The sequence below is a fragment of the Pseudomonas farsensis genome, from assembly GCF_014268805.2.
In the GTDB taxonomy this organism is placed as follows: Bacteria; Pseudomonadota; Gammaproteobacteria; order Pseudomonadales; family Pseudomonadaceae; genus Aquipseudomonas; species Aquipseudomonas farsensis.
In genome coordinates this window covers 529,569-546,470 of the sequence record NZ_JABWRF020000004.1, presented here as the reverse complement: position 1 = coordinate 546,470, position 16,902 = coordinate 529,569, and the positions used below count along the sequence as shown (strand labels likewise).

Below are 16,902 nucleotides of genomic sequence, written 5' to 3'. Positions count from 1 at the left end.
GGCTGCTGCGCAGCCCAACGCGGGACAAGCCCGCTCGCCACAAGGAGATGTGTCTGGCGAAAACAGGGTTGTACAAAACCATAGAATCTCCCACAGGGACCGCGTCAGGTGCGATATGGAGGGCTGGCTCAACGCCTGTGGGAGCTGGCGCCAGCCTGCGATGAAGCCGGTGCCAACGCCACGTTACTTCCCGGCAGCTACTGACGCCTGCTCTGGCGAAACGGGCGCCTCCGGCCGGCGTGCATAGCGCTGGGCCAGCGCCGCGCAGACCATCAACTGGATCTGGTGGAAAATCATCAGCGGCAGGATCAACAAACCAATGGTGCTGCCGGCAAACAACACCTGAGCCATCGGTACGCCGGTCGCCAGGCTCTTTTTCGAGCCGCAGAACAAGATGGTGATGCGGTCTTCAAGGCTGAAGCCCAACCACTTGCCCAGCAGCGCCGTGATACCCAACGACAACGCCAGCACCACACAGCAGCCCAGCACGATCCACGCCAACATGGTCGGCGGCACCTGCTGCCACAGCCCGCCAATCACCGCAGCGCCGAAGGCCGAGTAGACCACCAGCAAAATCGAGCCCTGATCCACGAATTTCAGCCAGCTCTTGTTACGCCCTACCCACTCGCCGATCCAGCGCCTGGCAATCTGACCCGCCACGAATGGGACGAGCAATTGCAGGCTGATCTTGCGGATCGCCTCAAGGGTCGAGCCGCTGTCGCCATGGACGCCCATCAGCAGCGCCACCAGCGCAGGCGTGATGAAGATACCAATCAGGCTGGACGCCGCCGCGCTGCAGATAGCAGCCGGCACGTTGCCGCGTGCAAGCGAAGTAAAGGCGATTGCCGACTGCACGGTGGCTGGCAGGGCACACAGGTACAGGAAGCCCAGGTACAGCTCATCGCCCACCAGCGGCAGCAGTACTGGTTTCAAGGCAAGGCCAATCAGCGGGAACAGTACGAAGGTGCAGACAAACACCAGCAAATGCAGGCGCCAGTGCCCGGCGCCGGCAAAAATGGCCTCGCGCGACAACTTGGCGCCATGCAGGAAGAACAGCAGGCCGATGGCAATGTTGGTGATCCAGTCGAACGCCACCGCCACCTGGCCGCGAGCCGGTAGCACCGTGGCCATGGCGACCACTGCGATCAAGGTGAGGGTGAAGTTGTCCGGCATGAAACGCGAACGGGCCATACGCACGAATCCTGTGTTGTTTTGGTTGCCGGGCTACCTTAGCCTTGTTGGCGGTAACCGGCTAACGCGATGAGGGCAACAAATGTCGACAAACGGACAATACGACGTGCAGGAGCGCATCGTCCCGGCACTCACCGCACTGCCACGGGCGGTGTACGTGCGCACCGAGTCACTGGCCCTGCCCGAACGCACGCGCATGCACAGCCACCCGTGGGTGCAGCTGTCGTATGCCATTTCCGGCGTGCTGCATGTGCATACCGCCAGCGAGAGTTTCGTCGCCCCGCCCCGCCGCGCGGTGTGGATGCCACCGGGCATGAACCACGAGGTATTCAGTTTCGCCCGTACTGAAATGCGCAGCCTGTACCTGGCGCCGCAGTTGTTTGGCGCGGCGCACAACCATTGCCGGGTGATCGAGATCTCGCCGCTGACCCATGAGCTGATCAAACAATTTGCGCGCTGCCCCACTGAATATGACGAAAGCGGGGAAGATGGCCGCCTGGCCATGGTCCTGGTGGACCAACTGCGCGCCGCCCGAGAAGTCAGCCTGTCGCTGCCGCTGCCCCAAGACCCACGGGTGCTGCAACTGTGCCGTAACTTGCAGGACGCCCCGGACGACAACCGCACGCTGGCCGAATGGGGCGAGGCGCTTGGCGCCTGCGAAAAAACCCTGCGGCGGATACTGCTGCGCGAGACCGGCCTGAGCTTCCGAGCCTGGCGCCAGCGCATGCGGCTGCTGGGGGCGCTGGAGGCACTGGGCCGGGGGGCATCGGTGACCCAGGTGGCGTTAAGCGCGGGGTATCAAAGCACCTCAGCGTTTATCGCGGCGTTTCGAGAGCTGTTTGGCGTGACGCCTGGGGATTTTTTTAGCGTAACGGGTGGGTAGCTGTTTGCGTGGTATGTATCGGAGTTCGGGTATTGGGGCCGCTTTGCGGCCCATCGTGACACAAGGCCGCTCCTACCCCGACCACGGTACAAGCTAGTACGCGGCTGGGGGTAGGAGCGGCCTTGTGTCGCGAACACCGGCAAAGCCGGTGCCAGCCAGTCACCAATAGCGCTTGTTACCCTTGGCCTCAATGGGCTCGCCCTTGAACACATAGGGCCCGTCCATGGTAAGTACCAACTCCGCCCCCTTGCGCGTCAGCCAAGGCGTGGATTCAGAGCCGGCCCGCGAGGTCACGCCACTCGGGCTGATGCGGATTTCATCGCCGTCGATCTCAACCGTGCCCAGCACATAGGTGTAGACCGCACTGCTGAAAAAGCCCTTTTTGAACTCGAATGCACACTCGACCACCTGGTCGCCGTACTCCATGCGCATCTTCGGTTTGAGTGAAGCCACCGATACCGCGCCGTTGTCCACTGCCGAATACACACTGCACACCAACGCCACCTTGCCGCCCATGCGCTGGGAAATCTCGGTACTGATCTCCACCGTCTCGATGCCGGGCGCCGAGACACTGGCCGCCACCACATCACCGGTATGGAAAACGTATGGATCTTCGGTCAGCGAACCGCGCTTGTCTGGCGCCTGGATGATCGACATGCGCCCGTCCGGGCGCAGAATACCGATGCGCAGGTCCAGGTCGTCGTTGTCCTGGCCGTCGCCGTTGTCCACCCAAGTGGCACTGACCTTGATGACTTTAGGCGCCGAGGCGCCCTTCTCCAGGGTCACCTTGTGCGCAGTGCCGGGCTTGTCGAGGGTGATCAACGACTTGCCGATGTTCACAGGCTTTGCGGGTGCAGGAGGGGGGGCTGCAACTGGCGCCTCCTCCACCTCAACCCCGTACAGCCCACACAACCCGGCCAACCCGGAAGCAAAGCCCTGCCACACCGCCCGCGCCTTGGCCTGGCCGTTGCGCACATATAACTCCAGTACGGTAATGCCGGTTTCCTGGTCGAAACTGCCCGGTTGCAGGTCAAGCACCTGATCGCCTACCAGCACCTGCGCGCGCAGGTCCTTGACCTGGGCAAAGCCACCCGCCGGGCCATCCTGAGTCAGGGTGATGGCAATCTTGCCAATGCCCGCTGGCAGGCGGTCCAGATCAAAACTGATGCTATGGGTGACCCGCTCGCCTGCGGTAACCGGCGCGCTGAACGCAGCCGCGCCAGAGGCGTGTTCAGGGGCGTTGAAGAACACCATGTCGCCGTCGTTGCGCACCTTAGCGCTGTCGGTGAGCAGGAACGCCGTGAGGTTGACGTCCAGGCCATTGCCAGCTGCATGGGTCACGCGCACCAGGCCTTTGGCCAGGCTGAGGTTGGTGTTGGCGCCGGGGGAGAGAGGGAGGTTCACTGTATTCGCCTTTTCCATGGGGAAGGCCTTGCGCGGGCGCTGGCCTGGCGCAAGGCACGCTAACCGGGAGTATCCACCCCGACCTTGTTTCAGCACTGAGTCACGCCTGAAAAGCGTCGTGCAGAACCGGCACTACTCTGCCAGTTTTTTCACGCAGTGCAACCGCTGCAAACACCGTCCACAGGCCTGCGACGCTTCCCCTGGCGGCCACCCAGCACTATCATCAAGCACCCGTGAGCGGCGGTTTAACGCCGCTGAAGCACCTTGCAACACTTCAGCAATGCGGCGGCTGCTGGCTGTCGGCATATTTGCCCTTTTTTCCGGAGAAATGCCCGATGCGTTGGGTGAAACGTTCGATTGTCATCATCAGCTTGCTGATCATCGCGGTGCTTGGCGTATGCCTGCATCACTACCTGCCGCGCCAAGAGGTGGTTCACGTCACAGGCGTTGAGGTCAAGCGGATGGACGCCGATGGCGTGATCAGCGCCGAGAACCCGGCCGATGGCCCGACCCGCGACGTGTACTTCATCAACACCGAAGACCCGGTCACCCGTGAAGTCACCGTGTACCGCAACGAGGACACCGGCTGGGGCTTCCCGTGGTACTTCAAGTTCGACTCGGCGGACGTCCAGGCCCGCGCTCAGGGTTACTCCCGCGACCCCTCGCAGTTGGCGCTGATCCGCTATTACGGCTGGCGCTTCACGATCTTCTCGATGTTCCCCAACGTCACCGAAATCAAGGCCACCACCAGCACAGCCGAGCCGTTCCCGGTGTTCAATACCATTTTCTTCAGCGTGCTGCTGATCCTCGCCGCCGTGCTGGTGGTGCTGGTGCGCCGCACCCTGCGCCGCCGCAACCAGCCGCTGGCTCCTCGCCCCTAGTTCGCAACAGGTCTAAGCCTCGGCGCGCAGCCTTCGCTGCCGCGCCCAGGCGGCTTTCACATAAGGACATGAGTTCATGAACATCACCCAAGGTCAGCGCCTGACGCTGGGCTCCATCGGCATTGCCGACCGCGCCAACCTGAGCATCAGCATCCAGTCCGGCCACGTCATCGACATGGTCTGTTTTGGCCTGGACGCACAGTCCAAGCTGTCCGACGACCGCTACATGGTATTTTTCAACCAACCCAGCGCGCCAGGCGATGCCGTCAAACTGGTCGCCCCCGGGCAGTTCGAGATCAACCTGGCGGCGTTGCCGGCCAGCATCGACCGGCTGGTATTCACCGCTGCCATCGACGGCGCCGGCGCCATGAAGGACATCGCCGACAGCCGCTTCGTCATCACCGCCCCCGGCAACCCAACAGGGGCCAACTGCGCGTTTTCCGGCAGCACCTTCAGCGTCGAGAAAGCGATCATGGTCGCCGACATCTACCGCAAGAACGGTGAATGGCGCCTGCAAGCCAACCTGCAGGGCTTTAGCGAGGGCCTGGACGCGCTGGTACGCCACTTTGGTGGCGAAGTACTGGATGCCCCGCCCGCACCGCCCGTACAGGCCACCGTGTCGCTTGAGAAGAAGATCGCCGCCGCAGCCCCGGCCCTGATCAGCCTTGCCAAAAAGGCCCAGATCAGCCTTGAAAAGAACAACCTCACCCACGTAAAAGCGCAGGTCGCCGTGGTGCTGGATGCCTCCGGCTCGATGGATGGCCAGTACAGCGGCGGCTACGTGCAGGAGGTACTGAACCGCCTGATCCCGCTGGCAGTAGCCTTCGATGACGATGCCAGCCTGGATGTGTTCGCCTTCGGCGCCAAGCCTGCGCATCTGTCGCCGGCAACCCTAAGCAACTACAGTAACTACATCGAGACCGACCACCGCGGCTGGCGCAAGTGGGAGGTGGGTGCACGGGTCAACAACGAGCCAAAGGCCATGCGCATGGTCATGGACCACTACCGCCGCAATGGCAGCAAGCTGCCGGTGTACATCCTGTTCCTCAGCGATGGCGGCGTGCACGAAAACCGGGCGATCACCAAGCTTATGGTCGAAGCCGCCAGCCAGCCGTTCTTCTGGCAGTTCGTCGGGCTGGGCGGGCGCAACTACGGCATCCTGGAAAAGCTCGATGACATGGCGGGCCGTGTGGTCGACAACTGCAACTTCTTCGCCATGGACCACCTGTCCGACCTCAGCGAAGAAGCCCTGTATGACTGCCTGATGGAAGAATTCCCTGCCTGGCTCAAAGAAGCCCGCAACAAAGGCATCATTACCGGCTGACCGCGCAACGCGGGCAATTTTCTGCTTGGCGCCGCGCACAAAAAAGCCCCCGTCTGACGTCAGACGGGGGCTTGGTTCAACAGCGGGGTTTAGCCGATGCTGACGCCGTGGGCTTCAGCCAGGGGCTTGAGGCCGCCAGCGAAACCTTGGCCGATAGCCTTGAACTTGAACTCTTCGTTGTTGCGGTACAGTTCACCGAAGATCATCGCGGTTTCGGTCGAAGCGTCTTCGCTCAGGTCGTAGCGAGCCAGTTCCTTGCCGTCAGCTTTGTTGACGACGCGGATGTAGGCGTTGCTGACCTGGCCGAAGCTTTGCTTGCGGGCTTCGGCGTCGTGAATGGTCACGGCGAAGACCAGCTTCTTGACGTCCTGCGGCAGGCTGGTGAGCTTGACGTTGACTTGTTCGTCATCGCCATCACCCTGGCCGGAACGGTTGTCGCCCAGGTGCTCGATAGCGCCATCGGCAGACTTCTTGTTGTTGTAGAAGATGAAGCCGGCGTCGTTCAGGACCTTGCCGTTTTCACCCACTACAAACACCGAGGCGTCCAGGTCGAACTCGGTGCCATCGGTAACGCGTGCATCCCAGCCTAGGCCGACCACGATCTCGGTCAGGCCAGGGGCTTCTTTGGACAGCGATACGTTACCGCCTTTGCTCAGGCTTACAGCCATGGTTGCGCTCCTGTGTTAGGTAAGGGACTTAGAACTTCAGGCCGAAGCTGGTGGCAACAGCACGCAGACCGCCAGCATAACCCTGGCCGACAGCGCGGAACTTCCACTCGCCATTGTTGCGATACAGCTCGGCAAAAATCATTGCGGTTTCGGTCGAGGCGTCTTCAGCCAGGTCGTAACGAACCACTTCGCTGTTGCTCACCTCGTTGACGACACGAATGAACGCGCCGCCTACTTGGCCGAAGTTCTGCTTACGCGCTTCGGCATCGTGAATGGTCACGGTGAAGACGATCTTCTGGACGTCGGCAGGTACACGGCTCAGGTCGACCTTGATCACCTCGTCGTCACCGTCGCCGGCGCCGGTGCGGTTGTCGCCGGTGTGCTCTACCGAGCCATCAACGCTGCGCAGCTGATTGTAGAAGATGAAATCGGCTTCGCTGCGGACCTGATCGCCGGCGCCCAGCAGGAAGGCACTGGCATCCAGGTCGAATTCGGTGCCGTCGGTGGCGCGTGGGTCCCAGCCCAGGCCGACAATGATCTTGGTCAGCGACGGATCGGTTTTGGTCAGCGAGAGGTTACCGCCTTTTTGCAGGGACAAAGCCATTGCATAACTCCTTGTTGAATTGCCTGTGTATCAGTTGGATTCGGCCGACTTGTCTTCCTTTTCCGGGAAGACGACGCTGGCCAGAATGCCGATCACCAGTACCACCATGACGATGATGAGGCTGGTATTGGGGTCAATGGTGTAGCCGTGGTGGAACATGTGGTCAGTGGCGTTCAGGCCAAGCTTGACGGCAATGAAGAACAGCAGCGCGATAACCGCTTTCTCCAGGTGCACCAGGTAGCGTTTCAGTGCTTCGAGCACGAAGTACATGGTACGCAGGCCAAGGATGGCGAACAGCATGGCCGAGTACACGATCAGCGGTTCACGGCTGACTGCGATAACCGCAGGCACCGAGTCGAAGGCGAACAATACATCGGAAACTTCGGCGACTACCAGGCACAGGAACAGCGGCGTGGCGAACAGGCCGCCTTTGGCTGCCAGGGTCATGCCTTGGTTTTCCGGCTTCAGCAGCTCACCTTCAAGCTCCTTGCGGCGCACGAAGAACTTGTTGCCGTGCAGTTTTGGCCACACCGGGAACAGCTTCTTGGCGAAACGATAAGCCATGTGCTTGGAGTAGTCTTCCTCTTCTTCGTCGTCACCGCCGCTTCTGAGCATCATGACCGCGGTCCAGGCAACGATGATCGCGAAGACCACCTCCACCCATGGGCCAAAGGCCAGCAGGCCGGTACCGATGGCCACGAACACGCCGCGGAACACGATGGCGCCGATGATGCCCCAGTACAGCACACGGTGGCGCAGGCCGTCCGGCACCTTGAACCAGGCGAAGATGGCCATGAACACGAACAGGTTGTCGACGCTCAGCACTTTCTCCAGCGCATAGCCGGTGACGAACAGGCTGGCGACCTGGGCGCCGTGCTCGAAATAGAGGAAGCCGGCGAAGGCCAGGGAAATGGCGATCCAGAAGATCGACCAGACCGAAGCTTTCATCAGCGATACCGGCTTGTCGCCGCGGTGGGTAACCATGTCCAGCAGCAATGCGCCAACGGCGATGCCGACGAAAACCGCCATGGTCAGCGGGGGGAAACCGAGATGAGTCACTTCCACAATTGTCTACCTAAAAGTTAAAACCAGCCGGGGACAGCCCCGGCCACCAACACAGTGGGCGGCACGCCGCCCGGTTTCCCTGCCGCTGCCCGATTACTTCGAGCCGCGGCCCCAGTTCATGCCCCAGCGGTAGGCTTCATCCATCGGCTTTTGCGAGCGATGGAAGTCCACACGACGGGTCACCTTGACGCTACCGTTGTCGTTTTCGAGCAAGGCAATGGCACAGCAACCCAGGCTGCCGCCCTCCTCGTTCAGGCGCACTTCGATCTCTGCCTGGCCGGGGACGAAAATGGTCACCACGCCGTCGGTTTCACGCCAGTTCGGCGCGCCTTCGTAGATGAACGCGTAGACCAGAATACGGCGAATACGGTTCCACTGGCTGCCATTGATATGTAACCATTCACCTCCGGCCACCGCGCCGGTGCGGTCATCACCCATCAACTGCACGAACGGCTCGTGGTTCAACGCGCCAAACGCATTGCCCAGCGCCTGCACACAGCCTTTTTCGCCATCCTGCAGCTCGTAGAGACAGCCCACGTCCAGGTCGATGGATTTGCCACGGCCAAAGAAGCCGGCCTTGCCCTTGTTCCAGTTCAGGTTGACGCGAATCTCGCCAAAACCGCCTGCAGACTTCTCCAGGCTGATCGAGGTCCGGGTCTTGTCCAGGGTCACCTTGCTCAGGCTGACACTCGGCTTTGGCGCAGGTGGCGGCGCAGGCGTTGCCACCGGGGCCGGCGCGGGTGCTGGAGCAGGCGCCGCTGAAGGAGCCGGCGCGGCAACGTCGACGCCAAAGTGGGTCGCCAGCGGCGCAAGGCCACCGGCAAAGCCCTGGGCGACGCAGCGGAACTTCCACTGGCCCTGGCGCAGATAGAACTCACCGAGTATCAACGCGGTTTCTTTCATGCCTGCGGTGGGGATCTGCGCTTCGATACCACCACTTACGCTCACGCTCAGGCTCGACACCCGGTCGAAGCTGGCCTTGTTCTCGTACAGCGTGGCCGTCAGTGCGATTTTCTCGATCGACGCATCCAGGTTCGCCAGGTTGATACTGAACGCAGCACGCCCGGCAGCCGAGTCGAGCAGTTGCACGGCACCGCCCAGCACGCTGGGCTGGCCGTAGAAGCACATGTCGTTGTCGCTGCGCACCTTGCCAGTGGCGGCAAGGGCGAAGGCCGAAACGTCCAGGTCGACGCCAGGAATCGGGGTGTAGACCACCTCGACCCGCAGGTTACCGCTGCCGACAGCAGCGTTGGCCCCCGGGCCAAGGGTGGTCATGGACGCACCGCCTGGGCTGCCAGGCTGACCAGGTCGTCCGCAGTGCGGCCCGAGGTGGTCTGGCCGATAGCCTTGAATTCCCAGCCCGACGCGCCGCGCGACAAGTTGGCCATGACCACGCCGGTGTGCTTGCCCTGCTCGGTCAGGTTGAAGCGGGCCAGCTCGCTTTTGTTGGCGGCATTGACGATACGGCAGTAGGCGTTCTTGACCCGCTCGAAGCTCTGGCCGGTGAACGAGTTCACGGTGAACACCAAGTGAGTGACGCTGGCTGGCAGCGCGCTCAGGTCTACCGAGATCGACTCGTCGTCGCCGTCACCTTCGCCGGTGCGGTTGTCGCCGGAGTGGCGGATCGAGCCGTCACGCGATTGCAGTTGGCGGAACCAGACAAGGTCGACCGGCTGCAGGTTGGCATCGAACAGAATGCACGAGGCATCCAGGTCGATGCTGTCGCCCTGGCCGAACAGCTTGCCCATGAAACCGGTTTTTTCCGGGTCCCAGCCAAGGCCGAGGGTAACCTTGGTCAGGCCGGCGCCGCCGGTCTTTTCAAGAGAGATGCTCTGGTTCTTCGAGAGGGTCAGTGCCATCGTTACGCTCCTTTTTGATCGTTATGCTGCGTGGTGCCGTCATCGACACCCGTTACGGAATGTGTGGTCGCTTCGCCTGGCTGCAAGCGTGCACCGATTTTTGCGATATTCAACCGCCGGCGCTGCCAGCGTGGGTGGAAATGGCGCCAGTGCGGCTCTTGCGCTGCAGCCAGCAATTCGTGGTCGCCACGGGTATCACCCCAGGCCCGCAGGCGGTATTTATCGAGCGAGCCGTAAACCGCTTCCAGGCGCAGCACCTTGGCTTCGCAGCGGCAGTTGCTGCCGCTGATCTGCCCGGTCAAGCGGCCTTCGACGACTTCAAGCTCGGTGGCGATCAGCTTGATGCCAAGGCGCTGGGCAAATGGCTCCAGCACCAGGCGCGGCGAAGCCGAACAAATGGTCACCTGGGCGCCACTGGCAACCTCGGCGGCTACCGATTTGACACCCGTCGGGCGCATCAGGCGCTTGAAATTCGCCTCGGCGAAGGCCTTGGCCTGTTGCCGGATCCAGTGCTCGTCGGTGCCGGCCAGAAAGGTTGCGATCAACACCGCCTTGAGTTCATCACGGGTCAACCCTTTGCCCAGATAGCGCACGCATGCCGGCAGCATGCGCCACACCCGCGCGGCAAACCCGCGCTTGCCAAAGGCAAACAGCAGGAAGGGTACGAAACTGTCGTGGTGCGTGAGCGTGCCATCGAAGTCAAACACCGACAGCACTGGCGCCGTTGCCGGGCCCGCTTCAAGCATGTCCTGGGTCATCGAGCCACCTCCGCAAGCCGCACCGGCTCGGCAAGGCTGGCCTCGGCCGCCTTCACGCCGTGCCAGCGCGCACGTTCGATGATATTGACCGCCCAGTTGTGATGGGTGGCAGGCTCGAGCATGGCGTCGTTGTGGCGGAACACCGCCGGCGCCTGCTCGCTGACAATCAGCCTGGCGCAGTTCAGGTCGTCCAGCGTGACGCGGAAACTGTCGTGAATCTGCGCGATCTGCGAGGGATGAATGGCGGTCTTGCCGACCAGCCCATGGGCGATATCCAGTTGTAGCTCCTCATCGAGCAGGCCAGGGGTGGCCAGCTGCTCGAACACCGGCGCGGTAAGCGCGAACCCCTGCGAACCCAGCACCCCGGCGAGCATTGGAATGACATAGCCCATGGGCGTCTGGTACAGGGTGGTTGATGGGTTTCGACGAAGGCCCAGGCAGCCCATCAGGTCGTTGCCGCCAATGCGCAACGCCAGGATGCGGCCGCCGAGCGACTGGCGCAGTGCGCAGCCAAGCTCAGCCATCGCGGTCGGGTTGTAGACCTCGCTGGTTTCGAGCGTGGGCATCAGCAGCAGTTCCGCACGCGAGACCGCGCGCGCCCACAATGGCAGGCTGGCCAAGGTGAGTTTGGGCACGACGAAACCATCGACGGCGGCGATTTCCGGCCAGTCGTTGAGCGCTGCGGCCATCTCGCTGTCGCGAGGGCGCACGAACACCAGCGGCCCGTCGGCACGACGCCCTTCCAGCAACATGCCGCGCAGCACGGCGCGCAGCGAATTCAAGGCGCTGTCGACGTCGATGGCAGCCACCGCGTCCTCCAGGCAGATCACCAGCGAGCGCAGGCCTGGGAGTTTGTGCCCGGCGATCACCTCAAGGATGTCGGCGCGGGTTGCCGGCATGTACAACGTGGCCCCCAGGGCATAGGGCGATACACGCTCCATCAGCTAACCCCTCGAATAACGGTTACAGCACGATACGGCCCCAACACATCACCCACCTGCTGCACTTGCAGGCCGGCGCGGTCAGTCAGGTGGATCAGCAGTTGCACATCGGCATCGCTGCGGTCGCGCACCAGCACTTGGTCCGGCACCCGGCGAAGCACCGCGCGGGTCGCCTCGGCGATGCCCGGCTTGATGCGGTTCAAGTTGCTGATATCAAAACGCTCGGCAAGGCTCTGCACCACGCCTTGCGCGTCACGCTGCAAGCCCGCAGCCTGCTCGTCGCTCCACGGCTGCGCCGGGCTTGCGGTAATGCCGGCGCGCAGGGCTTCGATCTGCTCGATGAACGAGCGGGTCACGTCGCAGGCGCGCAAGTGATCATAGACTACGCACCCATGCAGACCGCCGTCGGCGGGCCAGATCGAACGCGACACCAGCCCCGACACCGTGGCGCCGAGGATGCCCGATGGGATGATCCAGTCTTCGGCCGAGGCGGCCAGCCAGGCGCGCCCACAGGGGTCGGCGAGCACCACCAGGCGCGGTTTGCTTGGGAAACGCGGGTCGTCGCCAAGGCTGCGGACGATTTCGCCGCAGATGGCGCCCTTACCGGTCCAGCCATCGACGAAGACAATGTTTTCGGCGCCGTGGGCAGCGATGATTGCCTCAAGGGCCACCTTGTCGATGCCGCGGTCGCGGACGATGCTGATGCCGTAGTGATGAGCCTTACGCCCGAGCCCGTTCAATGCGCGGCGCAGCAGCACACCCAGCGGCAGCCCGGCACGCACGAAGGACACCAGCACGATCTCAGGCCCCTGATAATGCGCGTGCAACGCCAGCGCCAGCGCCTGCACGTCGGCCGCCATGCGCTGGCCATTTTGCGCCAGCGCACGCTCGAACAGTGCCATGTGCGCCGCGGACGGTGCATCTTCCTGGCTGATCATCTCGGAGTAGTGTTTCTGCTGGGTCTGGATCAGGCGCTCCTTCTCCAGCACATCGGTCAGGCCGATGCTGACCGGGCGCAGCAAAAACTGGACATCTTCGGGCAGATAACTGCCGCTGCCGACGGTCTGCTCAAGCAGGTGGCGATCAAACATGCAGCACCCCGTCCAGGCATTTGGCGAGCTGGCTGTTCACCGGCGTCGACCAGAAATGGCAGAGGTTCATGAAACCAAGGTCGGTGATGCTGTCACCAAAGCCCAGCACTGGCCGCTCGCCGTGTTGGGCGCGGTCCAGTTCCAGATAGTGCTGCACCGCCGCCGCCTTGGACAGGCCGTGGGGCAGCAGCGCCAGGTTGTTGCCGTTGGCGTGGGTATGCATGCCTTCGAGCAGGCCAGCATCACGCAGCTTGCCCAGCACCATCAGCAGGTCGGCATCGCTGCCGTCGTTATGCTTGATGACTACGTAGTGGCGCTGTTCAGCCTCTTCCACGACCCAGCCCCGCAGCGACACGCCGTGCTCCTCGCCGATTTGCAGCGCGGTTTCGCAGAGCACCGGCAGGCGCTCCTGGAAGCCGCGGAGTAGTTGGCCCATGACACCGTGCCAGTGCAGGTTGACGCTGCGATCCGGGTTGAGCATCAGGCCACCGTGGGAGCAGATGGCGGCGCCACTGAAACCCAGGCGTACGCGGGAGAATGCCTCGGCGCTGCGCGCGGTTACCGGCACCACGTCGGTGCAGGCGAGCAGCCACTCGACGAAGGATTTCTGCACGGTGGTCTGATAGCCGCTGACGCCGCCTTCGACATCGTATGAAGCCGGGTGGCGCGGCGTGCCTGGCGGCATCTTGCGGGCGGTCTGGAACAGCGTGTCGTCCAGGTCGATAAGTACCAGCGGGCGATTAGCGGCCATCGACGATCACCTGCGCATCCAGTTCCTGGACAAGCTCCACAGGCATGGCCTGGGCGTCTGTCTCGCTGCAGATCAGCACACGGTCGAACTGACCGGGCGCCACGTTGTAAAGGAAGTTGACGATACCCAGCCCGTAGTTGTCGGCAAAGCTCAGGGCGTGCTCAATGGCGTGGCCCAGGGCAATCGGTGAACGGGTGGTCGAGCTGAAGTACACCTCGGCGCCTGCGCGCTCCAGGCGCTCGGCCAGCAAGAACGGCTTCCAGACGAACTCGCCGGTGCCGATCACAGCAATGCGCTCGCCCGGGTTCGCCTGGATGTCCAGCCCAAGGGTGTCGGCAACCGCTCGGGTGCCCAACCGCCCCCAGTCGTTGCTTGGGTCTATCGGCCATGAACCAACGGCCACGGTGCCGGTTTGCGGCATATCCGGCAGCGGCGCCAGGGGATCCTCGATGAACTGGTAGGCACCGCTGAGCAGCGACACTTGGTCAGCATGCTGGCCAATGCCCGCCGATACCGCGCCCGCCGACCAGTCGGTCAGCACGCAGGTGACCACACGCTCGATGCGACCAAGGCCAGCATCGACCAACGCACGGTGCAGGTTGACGAAGGTCTTGCCAGTGGAGGCTTCGTCGTCGACCAGCACCAGCGACCGCGCTTCACGCATCATGCGCGCCAGTTCGGCGTCTACAGGTTCGTGCACAAGGTGCGCACTGGCGTGGCTGTGCTCTTCTTCGAAGCGGGCAAAGATGGCGTCACCGACCGGGTGGCGTGTACTGACGATATACAGGCTGTCCGGGCGGCTGCGGGCGTAGGCACGGTGCACCCCGGCGCCAAGGCCTACGGCGGTTTCGGCCATGCCGACAACCAGCACGGGGCCCGGCAGGTCGGCGGGGATTTTTTCAGCCAGCGCCTGGTAGGTGAATTCCATGACCGAGGGTTTGACCGGAATGTGCTTGCCGAGCACGCGCGATACGAACAGAAACGCGCGTTTGGGGTTGCGCCGCTCGGCAAAGCCGAACAGCGACTGCGGTGCGATCGAGGCCTGTTCGACATCGACCTGCAGCACTCCACGCTTGAGCGTTGCGCTGAGTTTGGTAACCGCTTGATCCACTAGGTGTTGCTCCATACTTCAATCCTGTGCCAGGTCGCGTCGACGCTACGCTGCGCACGTGTGTTTTCAATGAATGACTGGCATCAGTTGCGTGCTTCGACCTTCCACAGCGACGGCTGCACGCCCTTGGCGATCTGCGCCGGGGTCTGCGTGAGGTTGCTGTCGTCGTGGTCGATGCCGATGTGACAAGCCTCGAGAAAGGCGCAAAGCAGGTGCGACTTGACCGCAAAGTTCATGTTTTGCGCATCCGGCACCGTGGAGGTGACCATGCCCACCACCCGACCGCCGGCATCGAACAGCGGGCTGCCGCTGGAGCCTGGCTGGATGGCGGCGGTGAACTGCAGCAGGCTGGCATCGTTGCGCAGCCCGAACAGCGCCGAAACGCCGCCTTGGGTAACGTGGGCACCGCCGCCTGCGAAACCGGCCATGGGAAAGCCTACGGCGGTGACCGGGTCGCCCAGCGAGCTGCCGCCGCGGCTGGCAAAACGCACCGGCTGCAGCTGCACGCCTTCAACCCGAAGCAGGGCAATGTCGTTGGTGGTATCGACCATCACCGGCTCTGCACGGTGGCGCCCGGTGAAGGAGTTGATTTCGATATGGGACATGCCTTCGATGACATGGGCGCAGGTCAAAAGCGCGCCGCTTGCCACGGCAAAGCCGGTGCCGGTTGCAGCGCTGCAACGCGGGTTGCCGCCGCCAGACGGCGCACGTTCTGGATGGGCGTCGTCGATTTCGATGCCCATGCGCCGGGCCAGTGCGCTCAGGCCATAGGCCGAGCCTTCAGCCAGGGCGCGGAACTTCCACTGCCCTGCCCGCAGGTAGAACTCGCCGAAGATCAGCGCGCTTTCGCCATTGCCAGAGACATCCAGGTCATAGCTGGCGCCGCCTTCAAGGCGCACACGCAGCGTGCCCAGTTGGTCGATGGGGCCAATATTGGAGTAGCGGTACACCACAAGTAGCACCCGGTCGCTGCCCGCGGGCAAGGTGTCCAGTTGCAGGTCGCAGATGATCTTGCTGCGGTCACCGCTCCAGCGCATCCAGGCGCTTTGCTCGGCATGCAACAGGGCGGCGCTGCCCTTCGGGGAGCGCTTGTCATCGACTGGAATCAGGGCCACTGCGGTGGAATTGCCGAAGGCTTCGTGCAGTGAGGTTTCAAGTGTCCATGAGGCTTTAGGCGAACTCAGTGCAATGTTCGCGCCCGGCGTCAGCATGTCTCGCTCCCTGAATGACATGGTTCTCCAATAAGAACCGAAATGTAACAGAATGTCGGCCTTTTTGACATCAAGCGGGAAGCACCACGGCTACCGTGATCGCCTTGACCCGCGCACCCTCCAGCCATTCGCCGACGGGTGGTACAAGGCCCAGACGGCGGGTGGCAAACACGCCCGGCAGGTTGATACCCGTAGCGCGGGTGTAACCGATGCCACCGGAATAACGCGGGTTGATTTCGAGCAGATGCGGCTGGCCGTGGGCGTCGTCGCGGGTCTGCACGTTGACGATGCCGTCACAGCCAAAGTGCCGCGCCGCAGCAATGGCCAGCGCCGTAGCTGCCGAGTCGCGCTCGAACGTTTGATGAACGCCTGCCTTGCGCCGGCCCACCCAGGCTACAACCTCACCGCCCTCACAGACCATGTCCACCGAGCACTCGGTGCCGGGCAGGTAAGGCATGACCAGCATCGGCTTGTGCGGCTCTGCCGCCGCGTAGGCGCGGTGATAGGTGGCGAAGTCGACCTCGCGGGCGTCGGGGTTGGCGAAGCAGCGGAACGGGTCGGCGCTGGCCTTGAAGCGCCAGAAACCCTGGCCATAAATGCCCACGGCGGGCTTGATGCAGACCTCGCCGGCACTGGCCAGGCGGGTATAGGCAGCTTCAAGTTGCGCGGCGTCGTTGACCGTGATGGCCGGAATGCAGGCAAGCCCGGCGCGCTCGGCTTCGGCGGTGAACTGGTCCTTGTGGTCGACCTGATCGAAGGTGCGCATGCTCAGTCCCCCCGTTACCAGGGTGATGCCGGCAGCGGCGAAGTCGGCGCGGTGCTGTTCGTACAACGCGCCATTGCGCCCGGCGACCACCAGCTGGATGCCGTGGCGCTTGGCGGTGTCGATGACCCAGGCCAGGCGCTCTTCGGTGGCCTGCGGCTCGCGCAGGCCAACATCGGCGACGCCGGTAATCTCAGGGCGGTCTCCGGCATGCGAGGCGAACACCTGCACATCGGCCGGCAGCGCCTCCCGCGCACCGAGGATTACATCACGCTGCGAAGCCTGACCTTCCAGAAACCAAATCATGGGGCAATACCTTGAGAGTGTGGCGGGGCCACGCATCGATGCGCGCCCCAGAACCAAGCGGAGATAGTAACGAGGTCAACAATGGATTCAA

Annotated in this window: 17 protein-coding genes; 3 read left to right on the top strand and 14 right to left on the bottom strand. The window is 63.0% G+C overall.

Annotated features, from left to right (window positions below; all coding sequences use genetic code 11):
* Positions 1-183: 183 nt before the first annotated feature.
* Positions 184-1,191 carry a bile acid:sodium symporter family protein gene (locus HU719_RS22110; protein ID WP_186521188.1) on the bottom strand — a complete coding sequence of 336 codons (1,008 nt, stop codon included), beginning with the start codon at positions 1,189-1,191 and terminating at the stop codon, positions 184-186.
* An 82-nt stretch (positions 1,192-1,273) separates the two neighbouring features.
* On the opposite strand from HU719_RS22110, the gene HU719_RS22105 reads away from it, so the two are divergent.
* Positions 1,274-2,074: an AraC family transcriptional regulator gene (locus tag HU719_RS22105; RefSeq protein ID WP_186536927.1), complete on the top strand. Its 801-nt coding sequence runs from the start codon at positions 1,274-1,276 to the stop codon at positions 2,072-2,074.
* 159 nt (positions 2,075-2,233) lie between these two features.
* Here the strand turns inward: HU719_RS22105 and HU719_RS22100 are convergent, their stop codons facing one another.
* Positions 2,234-3,478, bottom strand: coding sequence for a TerD family protein (locus HU719_RS22100; RefSeq protein WP_186521186.1), 1,245 nt, complete (start codon positions 3,476-3,478; stop codon positions 2,234-2,236).
* A gap of 335 nt (positions 3,479-3,813) precedes the next feature.
* Between HU719_RS22100 and HU719_RS22095 the strand changes: the two genes are divergently transcribed.
* Together HU719_RS22095 and HU719_RS22090 are read left to right on the top strand one after the other, a co-directional pair.
* Positions 3,814-4,359: a DUF1523 family protein gene (locus HU719_RS22095; RefSeq protein ID WP_186536928.1), complete on the top strand. Its 546-nt coding sequence runs from the start codon at positions 3,814-3,816 to the stop codon at positions 4,357-4,359.
* 76 nt (positions 4,360-4,435) lie between these two features.
* Positions 4,436-5,683 (top strand): VWA domain-containing protein, encoded by a 1,248-nt coding sequence (locus HU719_RS22090; protein WP_186536929.1) that lies wholly within the window; start codon positions 4,436-4,438, stop codon positions 5,681-5,683.
* Between the two features lie 89 nt (positions 5,684-5,772).
* Here HU719_RS22090 and HU719_RS22085 read toward each other — a convergent pair whose 3' ends face one another.
* The 12 genes from HU719_RS22085 to HU719_RS22030 all read right to left on the bottom strand — a co-directional run bounded on the left by HU719_RS22085 (position 5,773) and on the right by HU719_RS22030 (position 16,811).
* Positions 5,773-6,351 carry a TerD family protein gene (locus HU719_RS22085; protein ID WP_186521183.1) on the bottom strand — a complete coding sequence of 193 codons (579 nt, stop codon included), beginning with the start codon at positions 6,349-6,351 and terminating at the stop codon, positions 5,773-5,775.
* A gap of 28 nt (positions 6,352-6,379) precedes the next feature.
* Complete coding sequence (locus HU719_RS22080) at positions 6,380-6,955, bottom strand: TerD family protein (RefSeq protein WP_186521182.1); 576 nt, start codon at positions 6,953-6,955, stop codon at positions 6,380-6,382.
* A 30-nt stretch (positions 6,956-6,985) separates the two neighbouring features.
* Positions 6,986-8,020 (bottom strand): TerC/Alx family metal homeostasis membrane protein, encoded by a 1,035-nt coding sequence (locus tag HU719_RS22075; RefSeq protein WP_186521181.1) that lies wholly within the window; start codon positions 8,018-8,020, stop codon positions 6,986-6,988.
* A 93-nt stretch (positions 8,021-8,113) separates the two neighbouring features.
* Positions 8,114-9,295 (bottom strand): TerD family protein, encoded by a 1,182-nt coding sequence (locus HU719_RS22070; protein ID WP_186521180.1) that lies wholly within the window; start codon positions 9,293-9,295, stop codon positions 8,114-8,116.
* Positions 9,292-9,879, bottom strand: coding sequence for a TerD family protein (locus HU719_RS22065; RefSeq protein WP_186521179.1), 588 nt, complete (start codon positions 9,877-9,879; stop codon positions 9,292-9,294). Before HU719_RS22065 ends, HU719_RS22070 begins: the two co-directional genes overlap by 4 nt.
* A gap of 2 nt (positions 9,880-9,881) precedes the next feature.
* A complete protein-coding gene (locus HU719_RS22060) occupies positions 9,882-10,637 on the bottom strand; it encodes an HAD-IB family hydrolase (protein WP_186521178.1) in 756 nt (251 codons plus the stop codon).
* Positions 10,634-11,578 carry an HpcH/HpaI aldolase/citrate lyase family protein gene (locus HU719_RS22055; RefSeq protein ID WP_186521177.1) on the bottom strand — a complete coding sequence of 315 codons (945 nt, stop codon included), beginning with the start codon at positions 11,576-11,578 and terminating at the stop codon, positions 10,634-10,636. Before HU719_RS22055 ends, HU719_RS22060 begins: the two co-directional genes overlap by 4 nt.
* Positions 11,578-12,669 (bottom strand): cysteine protease StiP domain-containing protein, encoded by a 1,092-nt coding sequence (locus HU719_RS22050; RefSeq protein WP_186536930.1) that lies wholly within the window; start codon positions 12,667-12,669, stop codon positions 11,578-11,580. The genes HU719_RS22055 and HU719_RS22050 overlap by 1 nt, the downstream gene beginning before the upstream one ends.
* Complete coding sequence (locus HU719_RS22045; protein ID WP_186536931.1) at positions 12,662-13,420, bottom strand: HAD family hydrolase; 759 nt, start codon at positions 13,418-13,420, stop codon at positions 12,662-12,664. The genes HU719_RS22050 and HU719_RS22045 overlap by 8 nt, the downstream gene beginning before the upstream one ends.
* Positions 13,410-14,546, bottom strand: a complete 1,137-nt coding sequence (locus HU719_RS22040) for a phosphoribosyltransferase domain-containing protein (protein ID WP_186521174.1) — start codon at positions 14,544-14,546, stop codon at positions 13,410-13,412. Before HU719_RS22040 ends, HU719_RS22045 begins: the two co-directional genes overlap by 11 nt.
* A 68-nt stretch (positions 14,547-14,614) precedes the next feature.
* On the bottom strand, positions 14,615-15,742 hold the full coding sequence (locus tag HU719_RS22035) for a trypsin-like peptidase domain-containing protein (RefSeq protein WP_186521173.1): 1,128 nt from the start codon (positions 15,740-15,742) through the stop codon (positions 14,615-14,617).
* 70 nt (positions 15,743-15,812) lie between these two features.
* Positions 15,813-16,811 (bottom strand): ATP-grasp domain-containing protein, encoded by a 999-nt coding sequence (locus HU719_RS22030; RefSeq protein ID WP_186521172.1) that lies wholly within the window; start codon positions 16,809-16,811, stop codon positions 15,813-15,815.
* Positions 16,812-16,902 lie beyond the last annotated feature (91 nt).